The sequence below is a fragment of the Kitasatospora sp. NPDC101176 genome (genome assembly GCF_044768035.1).
In the GTDB taxonomy this organism is placed as follows: Bacteria; Actinomycetota; Actinomycetes; order Streptomycetales; family Streptomycetaceae; genus Kitasatospora.
Genome location: NZ_JBIWPA010000001.1, coordinates 77,092 through 95,818 on the forward strand (window position 1 = coordinate 77,092; position 18,727 = coordinate 95,818).

Consider the following 18,727-nt stretch of genomic DNA (forward strand, 5'->3'; position numbering starts at 1 on the left):
CGTCCGATGCAACCGGTGTACCGGACGCACCCGATGCCCCCGTTGCTCCCGCTCCCGAAAGAGGCCTCATGCCCCAGAGTCTGCCGACCGACCCGACCAACCCGACCCACTTCGACTCCGAGATCGACACCGGTCTGGACGTCGAGACCGACGTGGCGGTCGCCCGGGGGATCTCGGCCGGGACCGGCGAGGCCACCGGCACCGAGATCCTGCTGGAGCTCGTGGACGACGAGGGCAACACCATCGGCACCGCCGAGAAGCACTGGGCGCACCAGCAGCCGGGCCGGCTGCACCGCGCCTTCTCCGTCTTCCTCTTCGACCGCCAGGGGCGGCTGCTGCTCCAGCGGCGGGCACTCGGCAAGTACCACTCCCCCGGCGTCTGGTCGAACACCTGCTGCGGCCACCCCTACCCCGACGAACCGCCGTTCGTCGCCGCGGCCCGCCGCACCGCGGAGGAGCTCGGCGTCGCACCGGCGCTGCTCTGCGAGGCCGGGACCGTCCGCTACGACCTCCCGGACGAGGCCTCCGGGCTGATCGAGCGGGAGTGGAACCACCTGTTCGTGGGGCTGGTCACCGCTCCGGTCACGCCCAACCCGGACGAGGTCGAGGACTTCGCCTTCGTGACCGCGCAGGAGCTGCGGGAGCTGCGGGCCGAGCGGCCCTTCTCGGTCTGGTTCGACACCGTCCTCGAGGGGGCGCTGCCGGGGATCCGGGAGATCGCCGGTCGGGACTGGTAGCCGGTCGGGGCTGGTGGCCGGCCGGGACCCGCTCGTCGGGGCTCCGGTCCGTTGTGGGGGCGGGCCCCTGGTCCGTTGTGGGGCGGGTCCGGTGCGTCGTTGCGGGGCGGGTCCGGTCGGTTGCGGGGCGGGGCCCGGGGCCGGGCCGTCGCCTCGGTTCAGTCCTCGTCGAGCTCCGGGGGGATGGGCAGCGAGGCCCAGATGACCTTGCCGCCCTCCCCGGTCCGTTCCACGTCGCACACCCCGCCGGCCTGCAGCGTCACGCTCTTCACCAGCAGCAGGCCCCGGCCCCCGGTACGGCCGGTGTCGCTCTCCAGGGCCTTCGGCCGGTACGGGTCGCCGTCCTCGACCGACACCCGCACCCAGCCCCGGCGGACCGAGAGCTCCGTGGTCACCTCCGGGGACAGCTCGGCGGCGTGCGTCACCGCGTTGCCCACCAGCTCCGAGACGATCAGCAGCAGGTCGTCCACCAGCTCCTGGTAGCGCACCCCGGCCATCCCCTGCGCCAGCAGGCGGTCGCGCACCGCGTGCCGGGTGAGCGGCACCGAGGACTCGGCCGCCGGCACCGGGAAGCGCCACACGCCCTCCACGGGGGCCACCGGAGCGCGGCCCGGGGCGCCGCGTCTCGGACCTGCCTTCGCCGCCCCGCTCATCTGCTCCACGTCCAGCCGCCCTTCGTCCGCTACCCGGGGATGTCCGCGACCCGGGAATCAGGCGTTCCGCTCATGGCGCCCTCGGTCCACAGAGGCTAGGAGAGGCGTCGGCGGCACCACGGCACCGTCGACAACTTGCCCGTGTCGGACCGCTTCCGGCCGGATCCGACCGCGCCAGCCGCCGGGGTCGACCGTTTCCTTCGCGCTCGGCACCGAGTCGGCCGGGGTTCGCGCGCCCTGGCGACCCGTCCCAGCCAGTCGGACCTCCCGACCGGCCCGGGCGCCCCGGGCGCGCGACCGGCACCGGGGAAACGCAGGTGAGAAGCACTCCAGAACCCTGGTAATGTTCTCTCTGTCGCCGAGGGGGCGAGAAAAACCCCGAAGCACACACCCTGTCCGGGTGGCGGAATGGCAGACGCGCTAGCTTGAGGTGCTAGTGCCCTTTATCGGGCGTGGGGGTTCAAGTCCCCCCTCGGACACAGCCGAATTCCCTGTGGGATCCGAAAGGAACCCACAGGGAATTTTTGTTTTCCCCGGGGATCTTCGGGGCTGTTCGGGCTGCGTGGGCCGATGAGGCCTGGGCGGGCCGCTCGGGCCGCGTCGGCCGGTGGGGGCTGGGCGGGCCGGTTCGCAGAGCCTCCGAGGTGTCCGGCACAACCGAAAACCGGACACGAGATGGCAACGATCGGACGGTTTGAGCTTCCCCTGAGGTATTCGCCCGATTTCGGCCCATAGGCTGCTTTCCGTTTGTCCGGAATACCGAGGCAAAGCCGCACATACGCCGACACCACCCGATGAACCCCGAGCGAGAGGACCGATACGTTGAGTGAGCCAGAGTCGCCGACGGCATCACACCACAACTACCGCCGATCGCTCGGCACCATCAGCCTGACCGCCGTCGGGCTCGGGTCGATCATCGGATCCGGCTGGCTGTTCGGCGCCGAGCGCGCCGCCCGGCTGGCGGGCCCGGCGTCGATCCTGGCCTGGGTGATCGGGGCCGCGGTCGCGCTGACCATCGCCCTGACCTACAGCGAGCTGGGCTCGATGTTCCCCAAGGCCGGCGGCATGGTCCGGTACGGCCAGTACTCGCACGGCTCGCTCGCCGGGTACCTCGCCGCCTGGGCCAACTGGATCGCCATCGTCTCGGTCATCCCCGGCGAGGCCACCGCCTCCGTCCAGTACATGAGCTCCTGGCACTTCGGCTGGGCGAAGGGGCTGTACGACGGCAAGGAGCTCACCCTCAGCGGGGTGGCGCTGGCCAGCGTGCTGCTGGTGGGCTACTTCGTCCTGAACTGGTTCGCGATCACGCTGTTCGCCAAGACCAACACCGCGATCACCGTCTTCAAGGTCGTCGTGCCGACGCTGACCGCCGGCGCCCTGCTGTTCGCCCACTTCGACACCGCCCACTTCACCGACCACGGCGGGTTCGCGCCGAACGGCTGGAGTGCGGTGTTCACCGCCGTCGCGGTGTCCGGCATCGTCTGGGCCTTCAACGGCTTCCAGTCGCCGCTCAACCTCGCCGGCGAGGCCCGCGACCCCGGCAAGTCGCTGCCGAAGGCCGTCATCGGCTCGATCCTGATCGCGCTGGTGATCTACGTCGCGCTGCAGGTCGCCTTCCTCGGCGCCATCCCGGCCGCCGACCTCTCGAACGGCTGGAGCGGCCTCGGCTACACCTCGCCGCTGGCCGACCTCTCGATCGCCTGGGGCCTCAACTGGCTCGCCCTGCTGCTGTACGCGGACGCGTTCATCTCCCCCAGCGGCACCGGCATGATCTACGCCGCCACCACCTCGCGCATGATCCACGGCGTGCAGGAGAACGGCCACCTGCCGAAGGTCTTCGGCAAGGTCGACGCGCGCACCGGCATCCCGCGCCCCGCGCTGGTCCTCAACCTGGTGGTCGCGTTCCTCTTCCTCGCCGTCTTCCGCGGCTGGGGCTCGCTGGCCGAGATCGTCTCGGTGGCCACCGTGATCTCCTACATCACCGGCCCGGTCGCCGTGATGGCGCTGCGCCGCCTCGCCCCCGACCTGCCCCGGCCGGTCCGGCTGCGGGCCATGCCCGTCATCGCCCCGGTCGCGATGGTCTTCGGCTCGCTGGTCCTCTACTGGGCCCGCTGGCCGCTCACCGGCAAGGTCATCCTGCTGATGGCTGCCGGCCTGCCGATCTGGGCCTGGTACGAGCTGCGCAAGCCGTGGGCCGAGCTGCGGCCGAACCTGAAGGCGGGCGCCTGGATGGTCGCCTACCTGTTCGTGATGGCGGGCATCTCCTGGGCCGGCAGCACCGACTTCGGCGGCCAGGGCTACCTGCCCGAGGGCTGGGACCTCCTGGTCGTCGCCGCCATCGGCCTCGCCTTCTACTACTGGGGCGTCGCCAGCGCCTGGGCCAACCCGTCGCTGGACGCCGTCCTGCAGGAGCTGGACGCGGAGGCCGCGACCGCGGCCACCGCGGAGGGCACGGCCGGCACCGGCGCCGTGGAGCGCGCCGGAAGCGGCCGGGAGCCGTCGAAGGTCTGATCCCTGATCCCTGCAGGAGTCGAGGGGCCGGTCGGATTGTCCGACCGGCCCCTCGGCGTTGGCGGGGCCCGGGCTCGGGGGCGGCCTGGGAGGGTGGGGGCAGGGAGGTGGGGAGTAACAGATGACAGGTTTCAGCGAACAGATTTCAGATGACAGATTTCATATTCTGTTCGCTGACATCTGTCAGTTGAATTCTGTCAGCTGCCGGCTGTCGGCCGTCCACCATCGGCCGCCGTCGGCGCTCCGGGCGTTCCGGCTGCTCCGCTCGCCCTGACCGACGCGGTCAGCCCCGGCGGGCGCGGCGGATGGCCGAGGTGAGGACCGGGGGCAGCAGGTCCCGGGCGGCGCGCTTGGCGACGTTGGCGGGGCGGCGCTGGTCGGCGGCACGGGCGCGGCGGGCGGCGAGGTCGCGGGCCGCCTCCTCCTGCGCCTCCTGGACAGCGCGGCGGGACTCCTCGGCCTCGCGGCGGGCGGCCTCCGCGGCCAGCCGGTGCTGGTGCCGCGACGGACGGAAGGACTCGATGCCCTCCGAGCTGCCGGTCATCCGGAGCACCTGCTGCCCGTTCAGGGTCTCGGTGCTCAGGTAGCAGCCCGCGGCCAGGTCCACCCGGTCGAGCAGGTCCCGCTGGAACGGCTCCGGGTCCCCCCAGGTGCCGTAGAACTTGCACTCGGTGAGCATGATCGGCTTCAGCCCGTGGTTGAAGACCGCTCCCCAGGTGGCCGCGGCCACGCCCGGGGTGTGCTGCGAGCGGTAGTCGTCCAGCACCACGACGCCCTGGTCCTGCAGCGCGACGCGCGCGACCTGGAGGTCGCCGACGACGTGCTCGTACAGGTGCGAGGCGTCGATGTGGATGAACCGGAACGCGCCCGCGGGGATCCGTCCGCCGGCCAGGACCGAGGTCGGGGCCTGGATGATCTCCGGGAGCCGCTCGTGGAAGGAGAGGTAGTTGGACTCGAAGGCGGAGCGGGTCAGCGACTTGCGGTAGGAGATGTCCATCTCGGCGGCGTTCTCGTCGTCCGGCGCGTCCGAGTCGAAGAGGTCACAGACGGTGAACGTCTCACCGGGCTGGAGGTGCTCGCCGATCACGATCGCACTGCGGCCCAGGTACGCACCCATCTCCAGCAGGTCGCCGGTGACCCCGGCCTTCTCCTGCCGCGCCATGAACCAGTCGAACGAGTGCCGGTCGTGGTCCCAGAACCAGCCCGGGACGTCGTCCAGAACAGCCGGCTCGACAGGCCGCTGAGACTCGTCCTTCAACGCGGCATCGGTCACGGGATGCTCCTTATGCGGTACGGATGACCTGCGGATTTGAGCCAGACCTCAGCCCGGTGGCAGCATCCCGGCGGCTCCCCCGGACACGCGTGTCCCGGCCATGCACACCACTGCGAACCACTGGCAACAGTAGTGCCCCGTGGCTGAGTTCGCTGCAATCTACAGTGACGCCCGCCACCGTGAGGAGCTTTTCGCGCGATGAGTTTCGTGATCGGTCGCTTCGCTTCCGGAGGGTGAGCACGGAGCCTTCGGGAGGCTTCGGCCACCGCGCCACGCGACCCCTCCGGCCCCGTCCGCGCGGCGCGGTCCCGGCCGGTCGGCGCGGGCGCCGGGCCCCGGTCCGATCAGCCGGCGGTGCAGCAGCCCGCCCGTCAACTCCGTTCCGGGCCAGGGGCGGTGGGCCCGACGGCGGAGGGTCTGACCGCAGGCGACCGGGGCGGTCCCGCGATGGCGCGCCCCGGGCGCGGGGCGAGCCGTCCGGGGAGTGCAGCACGGGGTTCGCACCGAGGTAACCGGCTGGTCCACCGGACCGGATTGACTCTTGCGCGCGGCCGCTCCGGCCGCCTTGACTGGCCTACCTACTAGCACTGTTAGTTAATCGGCTGATCGGATGAGAGGACACTCGGTGCAGCAGTACGCGGAGTACCGCGACCAGTACATCGACGGCGCCTGGCGGCCCTGCGGGGACGGCGCCGGGACGATCACGGTGCTGAACCCGGCGACCGAGCAGGTGCTCGCCACCGTCCCGGCCGGCGGCACCGCCGACGTCGACGCCGCGGTCACCGCGGCCCGCCGGGCCGTCCCCGCCTGGGCGGCGACCACCCGCGAGGACCGGCTCGTCCTGCTCACCGCACTGCGGGACGGGATCGCCGCCGCCCAGGAGGAGATCACCGCGACGGTGGTCGCCGAGCTCGGTGCCCCGGTCGGCTTCGCCGCCGCCGTGCACGCCGGGCTGCCCCTGACCGTCGCGACCTCCTACCTGGCACTGCTCGCCGAGCACCCCTTCGAGGAGCGGATCGGCAACTCGCTGGTGCTCGCCGAACCCGCCGGGGTGGTCGCCGCGATCACGCCGTGGAACTACCCGCTGCACCAGATCGTCGCCAAGGTCGTCCCGGCGCTCGCGGCCGGCTGTCCGGTCGTCCTCAAGCCGGCCGAGGACACCCCGCTGGTGGCCCGGCTGTTCGCCCGCCTGGTGCACGAAGCGGGCCTGCCTGCAGGCGTGTTCAACCTGGTGACCGGTACCGGAGCGGTGGCCGGCGCGGCGCTCGCCGCCCACCCCGGAGTGGACGTGGTCTCGTTCACCGGTTCCACCGCCGTCGGCCGGCAGGTCGCCGAGACGGCCGGCCGGGGGCTCAAGAGGGTCGCCTTGGAGCTCGGCGGCAAGTCCGCCAACGTGGTGCTGCCCGGGGCGGACCTCGCCCGGGCGGTCAACGTGAACATCGCCAACGTCTTCGCCAACTCCGGCCAGACGTGCAGCGCGTGGACCCGTCTGCTGGTGCACCGGGACCACTACGAGGAGGCGGTCGCGACGGCCGCCAAGGCCGCCGCCAAGTACCTCCCGGGCGATCCGGCCGACCCGCGGACCCGGATCGGCCCGCTCGTCAGCGCCGCCCAGCTCGCCCGGGTGCGCCGCCACGTCGAGGGGGCGCTCTCCGAGGGCGCCCGGCTGGTCGCCGGCGGCGCGGAGCCCGTCCCCGGACTTCCCACCGGCTTCTACGTCCTGCCGACCGTACTCGCTGACGTCACACCGGACATGACGATCGCTCAGGAGGAGGTCTTCGGGCCCGTTCTGGTGATCCTGCCCTACCGGGACGAGGACCACGCGGTCGAACTCGCCAACGGTACCGAGTACGGCCTGGCCGGGGGTGTCTGGGCAGCGGACACCGCCACCGCCGCCGCGTTCGCCCGCCGCCTCGACACCGGCCAGGTCGACCTCAACGGCGGCCGGTTCAACCCGCTCGCCCCGTTCGGCGGCTACAAGAGCTCGGGGCTCGGCCGCGAGCTCGGCCGCCACGGCCTGGAGGAGTTCCTGCAGTACAAGTCGCTTCAGTTCTAGGCCGGACGGGCCCCCGGCGGGGATCCTCCCGGGCCCGCCCGCGGTTGCGCGGGCGGGCCCGGGAGCGGCTGCAGCTGCAGCTGCAGCTGCAGCTGCACGGACGGACTGGCGGGCCCGGGATCAGGCCTGGGTCCGGGCCTGGTCCCGGGCCCGCGGCGGTCCGGTCAGACCAGGTCGACGCCCGGGTAGAGGGGGAAGGGGGCGAGGAGGTCCGCGGCGCGCTTGGCGATCCCGTCGCGCACCGCGTCGTCGAGCCGGTACTGGGCCTTGGAGGCGGCGCCGCCGGCGCCGGTGGCCGGGGTGGTGGCACGCAGGACGGTGTCGATCAGCGCGGCGATCTCGTCCATCTCGGCGGTGCCGAGGCCGCGGGTGGTCAGTGCCGGGGTGCCCAGGCGCACGCCGGAGGTGTACCAGGCACCGTTCGGGTCCTGCGGGACGGAGTTGCGGTTGGTGACGACGCCCGAGTCCAGCAGCGCCGCCTCGGCCTGGCGGCCGGTCAGGCCGTAGCCCGTCACGTCGGCGAGCACGAGGTGGTTGTCGGTGCCGCCGGTGACCAGCTTGCCGCCGCGGCGCAGCAGGCCCTCGGCGAGCGCCCTGGCGTTGTCGACGACGGCCCGGGCGTAGGCCTGGAACTCCGGGCGGCGGGCCTCGGCGAAGGCGACGGCCTTGGCGGCCATGACGTGCGAGAGCGGGCCGCCGAGCACCAGCGGGCAGCCGCGGTCGACGTGCTCGGCCAGCTCGGCGGTGGAGAGCACCATGCCACCGCGCGGGCCGCGCAGCGACTTGTGGGTGGTGGTGGTGACGATGTGGGCGTGCCGGACGGGGTCGTGGTCGCCGGTCAGCACCTTGCCCGCGACCAGGCCGGCGAAGTGCGCCATGTCGACCATGAGGGTCGCGCCGACCTCGTCCGCGATCTCGCGCATCCGGCGGAAGTCGACCAGCCGCGGGTACGCGGAGTAGCCGGCCACCAGGATCAGCGGGCGGAACTCGCGGGCGGTCTCGCGCAGCGCGTCGTAGTCGATCAGGCCGGTCACCGGGTCGGTGCCGTAGCTGCGCTGGTCGAACATCTTGCCCGAGATGTTGGGGCGGAAGCCGTGGGTGAGGTGGCCGCCGGTGTCCAGGGACATGCCGAGCATCCGCTGGTTGCCGAGCGCCTGGCGCAGTTCGGCCCAGTCCTGCTCGGTGAGGTCGTTGACGTTGCGGACCTTCGCCCGCTCCAGCGCCGGGCTCTCGACGCGCTGGGAGAGGACCGCCCAGAAGGCGGTGAGGTTGGCGTCGATGCCGGAGTGCGGCTGGACGTAGGCGTGGTCGGCGCCGAACAGGGCGCGCGCGTGCTCGGCGGCGATGGTCTCGACGGTGTCGACGTTGCGGCAGCCCGCGTAGAAGCGGCGGCCGGCGGTGCCCTCGGCGTACTTGTCACTGAGCCAGTTGCCCATGGCGAGCAGGACGGCCGGGGAGGCGTAGTTCTCGCTGGCGATCAGCTTGAGCGAGGCGCGCTGGTCCTCGAGCTCCTGCCCGATCGCGGCGGCGATCCGGGGCTCGACGCCGGCGACGACGTCGAGGGCGCTGCGGAAGGCGGTGTCGGCCGCGGCGTCGGCGGTGGTGTGGGGGCGGGCTGCGTGCGGAGTGGCCAAGGCTGTCTCCTCAAGGGGATGCGGACGGCCCAGGCGCTCGGCAACTTGACGTGACACTCCACGGAGCCGCTTCCCGATGGTTGATTCCATCCCTACGCGCCAGTCGCAGCCCACCGGGATCGTATCAACATCGGACGGACTGTGGCGGAGGTCTCAGAATGCGGAACGGGCCGCCCGCTTTGGCAGGCTATGTCCTTTCTCGTGCAACGCCCGTGTTGCGGCGAAATGAAGCCGCCATATTTCCCGTAACAGTGCCCGGGAATTTCCGTCCGGGTGATTTGCGGAGCGCCCGCGGCATCCGATCTGATGTCTTTTCGAAGGCCGACGGGAAACCCCCGGAGGCCCCTTCGGAAATGCACACCAGCGCACCCTCACCCACAGGGCGGCGGAGAATTCGGGGAGTACGCCTCTCATGGCCGTGGTCGAAACACCCGCGGGGCCCCGCCCCGCACCCGCCGCGCCGGGGCTGCTCGGCCGCCTCCGCCGGGACCGGGTCGGCGCCGCCGCGCTCGCCGTCGTCCTGCTGTTCCTGCTGCTCGCGCTCGCCGCCCCGCTGATCGCCGCCCTCTACGGGAGGAACCCGGTCGAGCACTACGGCCAGAACACTCCTGGCCTGCTCAGCGACGGCGGCCTGCCGGTACTGCCGAACGGCGGCATCTCCGGCGACTTCTGGTTCGGCCTGGAGCCCGGCCTGGGCCGGGACGTGCTGACCCAGCTGCTCTACGGCATCCGCACCTCGCTCCTGATCGCCTTCGCCTCCGCCGCCGTGACCACCGCGCTCGGCGTCCTGGCCGGGGTCGCGGTCGGCTACCTGGGCGGGGCTGCCGACCGGATGTTCGGTTTCCTGGCCAATGTGCTGCTCGCTTTCCCGACCCTGCTCCTGCTACTCGCGCTCAGCCCGGTCATTCAGTCCCGACTGGTCGACCCGGGCTCCGCGGAACCGGAGTGGATGCAGTTCCTGGTCCTGATCCTGGTCTTCTCCGCGTTCGGCTGGATTCCGCTGGCACTTTCCCTCCGGGCCACCGTCCGTTCGCTCCGGGAAAGGGATTTCGTGCAGTCCGCACGGGCCCAGGGCGCGAGCCGCTTCCACGTCGTCGTCCACGAACTTCTGCCGAACGTCCGCTCGCAACTCCTGGTGCACGCCACCATGGCGGTGCCGGCCTTCGTCGCCTCCGAGGCGGTGCTGTCCTTCCTCGGCGTCGGCATCACCGAACCCGTTCCCGACTGGGGGCGGATGATCTCGCGCGGCTCCGAGGTCTTCCAGGCCGACCCGACCTACATGGTCTTCCCCGGTGTGGCGCTGCTGGTCTTCGTGCTCGCCTTCAACCTGCTCGGCGACGCCGTCCGCGACGCGCTGGACCCGCGCTCCGGGCGCTGAGTCCGGACGACCCACGGCGGGGCCGCGAGGCCACGAGGCCGCCCGGTCCGCCGGGTCCGCCGGGTCCGCCTGACCGGGCAGGTCCGCCAGGCCGGGCAGGTCGACACATCAGGCCACCGTCCTGCCGTCATTCCCTCAGCCCCTCGGCCCGCCTTCCCCTCAGCCCGCCTTCCCACCATCCCCCGTCGGACACCCGTGTCCGACGTCCACCCCGCGTCCACCCCCGGTCAGGGGGCAAGGAGAGATTCGCCATGCGCTGGACCAAACCGTCCCTCGCCGTCGTCGCCACCGCCCTGCTGGCGAGCGCCTGCTCGGCCGGTGCGGGCACCGGCCCGGCCCCCGCCGGCGCGGCCGCCAAGGAGACCGCCCCGCTGACCGCCGCCCTCGGCAGCGAGAAGGACAGCGCGGGCCCGGCCCCCGCCGTCTCCGGCGCCCGGGCCGGCGGCACCGTCAACGTCTACAACGCCACCGACTTCCGCCACCTCGACCCGCAGAAGGTCTACGCGGGCGCCGCCTACAACGCCTCGCTGCTCTGGGGCCGGCAGCTGACGCAGTACCAGGTCGTCGACGGAAAGGCCAAGCTGGTCGGCGACCTGGCCACCGACACCGGCACCTCTACCGACGGAGGCCGCACCTGGACGTACCGGCTCAAGCCGGGCGTGGCCTGGGAGGACGGTCAGCCGATCACCTCCCAGCAGGTCAAGTACGGCATCGAGCGCAGCTTCGGCAAGGGCTACGAGGTCGGCCCGCCCTACTGGCCGCAGTGGCTCACCGGCGAGGCCAGCTACGAGGACGCCCGCAAGAAGTACGCCGGGCCGCAGGACGGCGACCTCGCCGCCGTCGAGACCCCCGACGACCGCACCCTCGTCCTCCACTTCCCGCAGCCGCAGGCCGACGTGCCCTACATGGCCGCGCAGTCCTCCTCCTCCCCGGTCCGCAAGGACAAGGACACCGGGACGGACTACGACCGCCAGCCCTTCGCCAGCGGCCCGTACCGGATCGTCGAGCACGTCCAGAACACCCGGCTGGTGCTGGAGCGCAACCCGTACTGGAAGGCCGAGACCGACCCGATCCGCAGCCAGTACCCGGAGAAGTTCGTCTTCACCTTCGGCAAGGAGGCGCTCAACATCAACCAGGAGATCCTCTCCGGCCGGGACGGCGGCGCCGACGCCACCACCGTCTCCACCACCCTCTCCCCCGAGCTGTACCAGACCGCTGATACCGACCCGAAGGCCAGGGAGCTGGTCGTCTCCGGCCGCCAGGGCGCCTTCGTCACCCAGCTGGTGATCAACAACGAGCGGGTACCGGACGTCGCCGTCCGCAGGGCCCTGCACCTCGCCTACCCGCGCCAGCAGGCGCGGCAGGTCCAGGGCGGCTCCCGGGTCGGCGAGCTCGCCACCACCCTGAGCTCGCCCGCCCTCCTCGACTGGGAGAAGTACGACCTCGACCCCGTGAAGCCCGAGGGCGACCCGGAGGCCGCCAAGTCCGCCCTCGCCGCGGCCAAGCAGCCGCCCGCGCCGCTCACCTACGGCTACGCCAACACGCCCGTCGGGCAGCGCGTCGCCCAGGTGCTGGTGGACGGCTTCGCCAAGGCCGGCATCACCGTCGTGCCCAAGCCGATCGACCCCAAGGCGCTACTGGACGAGGTGCACCGCGCCGACTCCCCCTACGACCTGTTCGAGGAGACCAGCTCCGTCGACTGGCCGACCCCGTCCACGCTGATCCCGTTCTCCTTCGACGGGCGCGCCGGCAGCGACCTCAACTCCGCGCGCTACCGCAACCCGGCCGTCGACCAGGAGATCGACCGGATCAACCAGATCGGCGAGCCGCGCGCCAAGGCCAAGGAGCTGTACGCGCTGGAGCGGACCGTCATGAAGAACGTGCCGGTGCTGCCGTTCGCCTACCCGACGGTCAACCAGCTGCACGGCTCCAACGTCGGCGGGGCGTTCATCCACCCGATCTACGGCACGGTCAGCCTGGCCTGGCTGTACCTGAAGTCCTGATCCGACCGCCGGCCCGTCCCCGCTGCCGTCGCGAGAGGTGGCTGGGACGGGACGGCGGGCCGCACCTCCTCCCGGCGGTCCCCCGCCGTTCCCTCCTGCCCGGCCTCCTGCCCGGCCGCCGTTCCCGACGGCCCCGTTTCCGACCGCCGCTCTCTCCGACGGCCGCTGTTCCCGACGGCCGCTGTTCCCGACGCCCGCTGTTCCCGACGCCCGCTGTTCCCGACGACCCCGGACCGGTCATGCTCTCCTTCGCCCTGCGACGGGCCCTCCAGGCGCTCGCCGTCCTGGTCGCGGTCTCCGCCGCCGCCTTCGCCCTCTTCTACGCCGCCCCCGCCGACCCGGCCCGCGCCGCCTGCGGGCCGCGCTGCGACAGCGGCCAGGTCACGGCGGTCCGCCAGAGCATGGGCCTCGACCAGCCCCTGCTCACCCAGTACGGCGACTACCTGTCCGGGATCGTCGCCGGGCGGGACATCAGCGACGTGGACGGCTCGGTCATCCACTGCACCGCGCCCTGCCTCGGCTACTCCTACCGGCTGCACCAGCCCGTCACCGAGGCGCTGCTCGACCACCTGCCGGTCACCTTCTCGCTCACCGCGGGCGCGCTCGCCGTCCTGCTGGTGCTCGGCCTGGGCACCGGGTTCGTCTCCGCGCTGCGCCACGGCGGCCGCACGGACCGGCTGCTCTCCGGGTTCACCCTCGTCGGCGCCAGCGTGCAGATCTACTTCCTCGGGTACGTCGCACAGTGGGCGCTGGTCTACTCCACCGGGCTGCTGCCGTTGCCCTCCTACACCCCGCCGGCCGCGGACCCGGCCGCCTGGGCGGGCGGCATGCTGCTGCCCTGGCTCGTCCTCGGCTTCGTCAACTCCGCGGTGTTCGCCCGGCTCTCGCGCTCCCAGCTGCTGGAGACGATGAACGAGGAGTACGTCCGCACGGCCCGCGGCAAGGGCCTCGGCCGGCTGCGCGCCCACCTCAAGTACACCGCGCGCGGCGCCGCCGGACCGCTGGTGCAGCTGATCGGCCTGGAGGCCGGAGTGCTGCTCGGCGGGGCGGTGATCACCGAGACGGTCTTCGGACTGAACGGCGTCGGGCGGTTCGCCGCCGAGGCGGTCTCGGGCCAGGACCTGCCCGCCGTGGTCGGGGCGGTGCTGCTGGCCGCCTGCTTCGTGGTGCTGTTCGTCGCCCTGGCCGACCTGGTGGTCGCCTGGCTCGACCCGCGTATCCGCCTGAGCTGACTGGAGCCGATTCCGATGACGTCCGCCCTTGAACCCCTTGAACCCCTGGGGCCTGTTGAACCCCTTGGGCCTGTTCAGCCCCTTGAGGCCGTCCGCTCCCTTGAGGCCGAACGGCCCCGCGAGGCTGGCCGGCCGCCCGGGGCCGTCCCGTCCCGTGGGTCCGCCGGGCCCGGCACGCCGCCCGCGGCGGAGCCGGTGCTGAGCGTCCGCGACCTGACCGTCACCTTCGCCGATCCGCGCGGCGGTGCCCCGGTGGCCGCCGTTCGGGGGCTGTCCTTCGACCTCGCCCCCGGTGAAGTCCTCGGCCTGGTCGGGGAGTCGGGCTCCGGCAAGTCCGCCACCGGACTGGCCGTGCTCGGCCTGCACGACCCGCGCACCACCACCGTCACCGGCTCGATCCGGCTGGGCGGAGCGGAACTGGTGGGCGCGCCGGAGTCCGTGCTGCGCGGCGTCCGGGGCGGCCGGGCCGCGCTGGTCTTCCAGGACGCGCTCACCTCGCTCAGCCCCTTCCACGGCGTGGGCGCCCAACTCGCCGAGATGTACCGGCTGCACCACCCGGGCGCGGGCCGTGCCGGGGCCCGCCGCCGGGCCGCCGAGATGCTCGACCGGGTCGGCATCCCGGCCGCCCGGGTGCGCGACTACCCGCACCAGTTCTCCGGCGGGATGCGCCAGCGCGTGATGATCGCCATGGCCCTGATGAACGATCCTCAGGTGCTGATCGCCGACGAGCCGACCACCGCCCTCGACGCCCGCGTCCAGCGGCAGGTCCTCGACCTGCTCGGCGAGTTGCAGCGCGAGCACGGGACGGCGGTGCTGCTGGTCAGCCACGACCTCGGTGTCGTCGCGGGCACCACGGACCGCACCCTGGTGATGCGCGGCGGCGCCGAGGTCGAGTCCGCGCCGACCGCCGCACTGCTGGCCGCGCCGCGCGAACCGTACACCCGCGCCCTGGTGGGCGCCGCACTGACCCTGGACTCCGTACCGGGTTCACCGCTTCCGACAGTTGACGATCCGTCAGCGGTCGGGCGGCGCTTCGCCCCCCGCACGGCCGAGCACCCCGCACAAACCGCGCACCCGCTGATCGAGGTGACGGACCTCGCCGTCCGCTTCCCCGGCCGGCGCCGCCTCGGCTCGCTGCGCGCCGAGCCCGTCCGGGCGGTCGAGGGCGTCGGTCTGCGCATCGCCCCCGGTGAGACGCTCGGACTGGTGGGCGAGTCCGGATCCGGCAAGTCCACGACCGCACGGGTCCTGGCCGGCCTCCAGCGGCCCACCGGGGGCCGGGTCCGCTACGACGGCCAGGACGCCACCCGCCCGGACCGGGAGCTGCGGCGCAGGCTCAGCCGGGAGGTCCAGCTCGTCTTCCAGGACCCGTACGCCTCGCTCAACCCGCGGCGCACCGTCGCCCGGACCCTGGACACCCCGCTGCGCCTGCACACCGAGCTCGACGCGGCGCAGCGGCGGGAGCGCTCGGCCGAACTGCTGGAGCAGGTCGGACTGTCCGCCGCGCACCTGGACCGCTACCCGCACGAGTTCTCCGGCGGCCAGCGCCAGCGGATCGGCATCGCCCGGGCCCTCGCCCCGCGGCCGCGCCTGATCATCGCCGACGAGCCGGTGTCGGCGCTCGACGTCTCGGTGCAGGCCCAGGTGCTCAACCTGCTCATGGAGCTGCGCGAACGCCTGGGCGTGGCCTTCCTGTTCGTCTCCCACGACCTCGCGGTCGTGCGGCACTTCTGCGACCGCGTGGCCGTGATGCACCGCGGCCGGCTGGTCGAGTCCACCGACCGCGACCGGCTGTTCGACTCCCCGTACACGGACTACACCAGGGAGCTGCTGGCCGCGGTGCACCAGGGGCCGCCCGGGTACCGGTGCTAGCGGGTGCGACCAGGGAGGACGGGGCGTGCGGTCGGCCTGCGGCCGGCGTCCGGCCGTTCGCCGGTCGTTCGGCTGCGCGAGCGCGGCTCAAGGGGTTAGCGTGCTGGCGTCGCGTGGTGGGGATCGCCGGCCACCGACCTCGCCAATCAAGGGGGCACATTGTCGGACGACCTGCTCATCGCAAAGATCAACCACGGATTCGACCACCTCGACGCCGACGGCGACGGCCTCCTCACCGAGCGGGACCACGTCCTCATGGGCCACTCGGTGGCGCGGTCGCTCGGACACCAGGAGGGCTCGGAAGCGGAGGCCGTCATCGTCCGCGCCTATCTGACGATCTGGCACGACCTGCACCTCGCCGGGCTGCCCACCGGCACCGAGGCGATCACCCGGGCCCAGTTCGTCGCCTCCACCGGCTCGCTCGCCGACGACCCGGAGGCCGCGCGGGCCAGCATCGGCGCGCTCGCCGAGGCCTTCCTCGCCGTCGCCGACGCCGACCGCAGCGGGACCGTCGACGCCGGCGAGTTCTTCGTCTTCCAACGCGGCCACTTCGTCGGCCTCTCCCGCGACGACTCCGACGAGGCCTTCCGCCACCTCGACCGGGACCGCGACGGCACGCTGTCCGCGGCCGAGTTCACCAGCGCGATCATCGAGTTCTGGACCAGCCGCGACCCGGGCGCCCCGGGCAACTGGTGGACGGGCAAGCCGCCGCACGCCTTCTGAGGCACCGGCCCGGACCGGGCGGCCACACCCCTCACGCGCCGGAACCGCTAGGGCGGCGGCCGCCCGGACCGGCCCGTCCCGCCAGGGGTCGGTCGTGCGGCGGCGGCCCGGCCAGCCCCGGTCACCCCGGTCACCCCGGTCACCCCGGCCGGCCCGGTCACCCCGCCGGGACGATGCGCTCGACGATGGTGTCGATCAGCGCGGCGAGCGCGTCGGCGCCCGCCGTTCCCAAGTCCAACGTCTCCGAGTCCGCCGTCTCCGAGTCCGCCGCCTTGGCGCCCAACACCCCCGGAAGGGTGAGGTGTTCGACGATCAGCCCGGTCATCGCCAGGTAGAGGACCAGCACCGTCTGGCGGTCCCCGGGGAACCCGCCGTCGAGGTGGTAGGCGATGTTGGCCTCCAGCTCCTCCCGGACGGTGCCGGTGAGCTGGGCGCGCAACTCGGGCCGACGGGTGGCCTCCAGGCGCAGTTCGAGCATGGCGAGGTAGCCCGCGCGGTCGGCGGAGATGCGGCGGATCAGGTCGCGCATCAGGGCCGTCACCAGAGCGCGGTCACGCGGGGCGCGCAGCAGGTCGGCGACGGCCTCCGGGTCGGGGGTGAGCCGGTGGTGGATGTGCCGGGCGGTCTGGTGGAGCAGGTGGTCGCGGTTGGCGAAGTAGTTGGAGGCCGTGCCGTTCGGGACGCCGGCCTGCACGTCGACCGCACGGAAGGTGAGGCCGCGGGCGCCCTCCCGGGCGAGGACCTCGATGGCGGCGTCGGCGAGGGCGGTACGGCGGGCGGGATTCTGGACCATGCGGCGATTGTGCCCCTCGGGCGCTGCGCGGCGCCGGGCGGGTGCGGGCGGACAGGTCGGCAGGTCGGCGGGCGGGCGACCAGGCCGGCAAACAGGCAGGCAGGCCCGGGCGCCGGGAGGGAGGTGCAATACCCCTTGCCAACCACTACGGCCGGAGTACTATATCCGCAGTGGTTAACCCGGACGGGCCACCCGACCCGCCGATCCCCTATCCCGAGGACCTGAATGCGCAAGCTCAGCTACTTCGTCGGCGCCAGCATCGACGGCTTCATCGCCGACCCGGACGGCGGCTTCGACTTCCTCATGGCGCACGTCACCGAGGACTTCGCACCGACGCTCTTCTCCGAGTACCCGGAGACCATCCCCACCCCCGGCCGCGCCGGGAACGGCATCGCCGACGCGCCCAACAAGCGCTTCGACACCGTGCTCATGGGCCGCAGCACCTACGGCCTGGGGGCGGACATCGGCCTCACCGACCCCTACGCCCACCTGCGGCAGATCGTCTTCTCCCGCACCCTCGGCACCAGCCCCGACCCGGCCGTCGAGGTCACCGCGGAGGACCCGCTGGCCCTCGTCCGCCGCCTCAAGCAGGAGGACGGTCTCGGCATCTGGCTCTGCGGCGGCGGCGAACTGGCCGGCCGGCTGCTGCCCGAGATCGACGAGCTGATCGTCAAGCAGTACCCGGTGGTGGCCGGATCCGGCGTTCCGCTGTTCGGCGCGGACTTCGCCCCGCACGCCTTCGCGCTCACCGACTGCCGCGTCTTCGAACGCGGCAACCTCATCCTCACCTACGCCCGGACCGCCCCGGGCTCCGACTGACGCTCACCACCAGGCAGACCCCCGCCACCACGATCGCCCCGCCCGCGAGCGTCGACCAGGTCAGCGGCTCGGCCAGGATCATCCAGCCCAGCAGCACCGCCACCACCGGGTTCACGTACGCGTAGGTGGCGACCAGGGTCAGCGGCGCAGAGCGCAACAGCCACGCGTACGCGGTGAAGGCGAGCAGCGAACCGAACAGCACCAGGTAGGCGAGGGACAGCCAGGACCGGCCCGAGACGGCCCCGAGGTCCAGCCCCTGGTGCTCCCCGCGCACCAGTCCGATCAGCAGGTCGGCGAGCCCGCCCGCGAGCATCTGGTAGGCGCTCGCGGCGAGCACGTTGCGCGGCATGGTGATCCGTTTGCTGGCGAACGAGCCGGACGCCCAGCACAGCGTGGCGCAGACGATCAGGACCACGCCGGCGGGCGCGACGTCCCCGCCGATCGCGGGGGCGGAGAGAACCCCCAGGCCGACCAGGCCGAGCAGCACCCCGGCGAGCTCGGCGCGCCGGGGGCGCTCGCCGCCGGCCGCCGTCAGGAGGACCATCCACAGCGGGACCGCCGCCACCAGCAGGGCGGCCAGGCCGGACGGGACGGAGGTCTCCCCCAGCACCACCAGCCCGTTGCCCCCGGTCAGCAGCAGCACGCCCACCAGGGCGGCGGAGCCGAACTCGCGCGGGCTCACCCGCAGCGCGGACGGGCCCTGGCGCACCAGCAGGTAGCCCGCCAGCAGGAGACCCGCGGTGAGGAAGCGTGCGGACGCGGAGAGGAAGGAGGGCATCGTCTCGACGGTGATCCTGATCGCCAGGTAGGTCGAACCCCACACGACGTACACCACGGCGAGCGCCAGCCAGACCGCACCGCTGCTCGGCCGGGAGGCCGGACGGGCGTCCTCGACGGGGGCGACCGCGCCGCCCGCCGGGCTCTTGGTGAGCGAGGTCCCGGACCCGGAGGCCTCGACCCCGGAAGCCTCGATCCCGGAGGCCTCGGCCGGCCTGGGCTCGGTGGGTGCTGTCATGTGTCTCCCCCTAGAACGGTACTGGCCG

The 18,727-nt window shown here is 72.8% G+C and carries 14 protein-coding genes, 1 tRNA gene and 1 riboswitch; of the genes, 10 read left to right on the forward strand and 5 right to left on the reverse strand.

The genetic code is table 11. The annotated features are described in order from the left end of the window. The first annotated feature begins 80 nt into the window (after window positions 1-80). Window positions 81-737, forward strand: a complete 657-nt coding sequence (idi, locus tag ACIRS1_RS00335) for an isopentenyl-diphosphate Delta-isomerase (protein WP_402836277.1) — start codon at window positions 81-83, stop codon at window positions 735-737. Between the two features lie 158 nt (window positions 738-895). Here the strand turns inward: idi and ACIRS1_RS00340 are convergent, their stop codons facing one another. Further along, window positions 896-1,390: an ATP-binding protein gene (locus tag ACIRS1_RS00340; RefSeq protein WP_360210778.1), complete on the reverse strand. Its 495-nt coding sequence runs from the start codon at window positions 1,388-1,390 to the stop codon at window positions 896-898. A gap of 394 nt (window positions 1,391-1,784) precedes the next feature. Here ACIRS1_RS00340 and ACIRS1_RS00345 point away from each other — a divergent pair. Together ACIRS1_RS00345 and ACIRS1_RS00350 are read left to right on the forward strand one after the other, a co-directional pair. Then, window positions 1,785-1,869: transfer RNA gene (locus ACIRS1_RS00345), tRNA-Leu, on the forward strand. 343 nt (window positions 1,870-2,212) lie between these two features. Then, window positions 2,213-3,901 (forward strand): APC family permease, encoded by a 1,689-nt coding sequence (locus ACIRS1_RS00350; protein ID WP_402835622.1) that lies wholly within the window; start codon window positions 2,213-2,215, stop codon window positions 3,899-3,901. Between the two features lie 283 nt (window positions 3,902-4,184). Here the strand turns inward: ACIRS1_RS00350 and ACIRS1_RS00355 are convergent, their stop codons facing one another. Then, window positions 4,185-5,174 carry a class I SAM-dependent methyltransferase gene (locus ACIRS1_RS00355; RefSeq protein ID WP_360210700.1) on the reverse strand — a complete coding sequence of 330 codons (990 nt, stop codon included), beginning with the start codon at window positions 5,172-5,174 and terminating at the stop codon, window positions 4,185-4,187. Window positions 5,175-5,784: 610 nt separating this feature from the next. Between ACIRS1_RS00355 and ACIRS1_RS00360 the strand changes: the two genes are divergently transcribed. Then, entirely contained in the window at window positions 5,785-7,230 is a 1,446-nt protein-coding gene (locus tag ACIRS1_RS00360) for an aldehyde dehydrogenase family protein (RefSeq protein ID WP_402835624.1), read from the forward strand. Between the two features lie 164 nt (window positions 7,231-7,394). On the opposite strand, the gene ACIRS1_RS00365 is transcribed toward ACIRS1_RS00360, so the two are convergent. Beyond that, a complete protein-coding gene (locus tag ACIRS1_RS00365) occupies window positions 7,395-8,864 on the reverse strand; it encodes a glycine hydroxymethyltransferase (RefSeq protein ID WP_360210696.1) in 1,470 nt (489 codons plus the stop codon). 20 nt (window positions 8,865-8,884) lie between these two features. Continuing rightward, window positions 8,885-8,981: riboswitch (ZMP/ZTP riboswitch) on the reverse strand. A 295-nt stretch (window positions 8,982-9,276) separates the two neighbouring features. Between ACIRS1_RS00365 and ACIRS1_RS00370 the strand changes: the two genes are divergently transcribed. The 5 genes from ACIRS1_RS00370 to ACIRS1_RS00390 all read left to right on the forward strand — a co-directional run bounded on the left by ACIRS1_RS00370 (window position 9,277) and on the right by ACIRS1_RS00390 (window position 16,072). Next, entirely contained in the window at window positions 9,277-10,242 is a 966-nt protein-coding gene (locus ACIRS1_RS00370) for an ABC transporter permease (protein WP_402835626.1), read from the forward strand. Window positions 10,243-10,493: 251 nt separating this feature from the next. After that, the gene (locus ACIRS1_RS00375; protein WP_402835627.1) at window positions 10,494-12,245 is read left to right on the forward strand and encodes an ABC transporter substrate-binding protein; all 1,752 of its coding nucleotides are present in this window, start codon (window positions 10,494-10,496) and stop codon (window positions 12,243-12,245) included. 239 nt (window positions 12,246-12,484) lie between these two features. Next, window positions 12,485-13,477, forward strand: a complete 993-nt coding sequence (locus ACIRS1_RS00380) for an ABC transporter permease (protein WP_402835629.1) — start codon at window positions 12,485-12,487, stop codon at window positions 13,475-13,477. A gap of 195 nt (window positions 13,478-13,672) precedes the next feature. After that, a complete protein-coding gene (locus ACIRS1_RS00385; protein WP_402835631.1) occupies window positions 13,673-15,349 on the forward strand; it encodes a dipeptide ABC transporter ATP-binding protein in 1,677 nt (558 codons plus the stop codon). Between the two features lie 159 nt (window positions 15,350-15,508). After that, a complete protein-coding gene (locus ACIRS1_RS00390; protein WP_402835633.1) occupies window positions 15,509-16,072 on the forward strand; it encodes an EF-hand domain-containing protein in 564 nt (187 codons plus the stop codon). Between the two features lie 157 nt (window positions 16,073-16,229). Here ACIRS1_RS00390 and ACIRS1_RS00395 read toward each other — a convergent pair whose 3' ends face one another. Continuing rightward, window positions 16,230-16,865 carry a TetR/AcrR family transcriptional regulator gene (locus ACIRS1_RS00395; RefSeq protein WP_402835635.1) on the reverse strand — a complete coding sequence of 212 codons (636 nt, stop codon included), beginning with the start codon at window positions 16,863-16,865 and terminating at the stop codon, window positions 16,230-16,232. Window positions 16,866-17,090: 225 nt separating this feature from the next. Here ACIRS1_RS00395 and ACIRS1_RS00400 point away from each other — a divergent pair, with 225 nt between their 5' ends. After that, window positions 17,091-17,684 (forward strand): dihydrofolate reductase family protein, encoded by a 594-nt coding sequence (locus ACIRS1_RS00400; protein WP_402835637.1) that lies wholly within the window; start codon window positions 17,091-17,093, stop codon window positions 17,682-17,684. Here the strand turns inward: ACIRS1_RS00400 and ACIRS1_RS00405 are convergent. Next, entirely contained in the window at window positions 17,650-18,699 is a 1,050-nt protein-coding gene (locus ACIRS1_RS00405; RefSeq protein WP_402835639.1) for an EamA family transporter, read from the reverse strand. The two genes, ACIRS1_RS00400 and ACIRS1_RS00405, sit on opposite strands and share 35 nt — an antisense overlap. Window positions 18,700-18,727 lie beyond the last annotated feature (28 nt).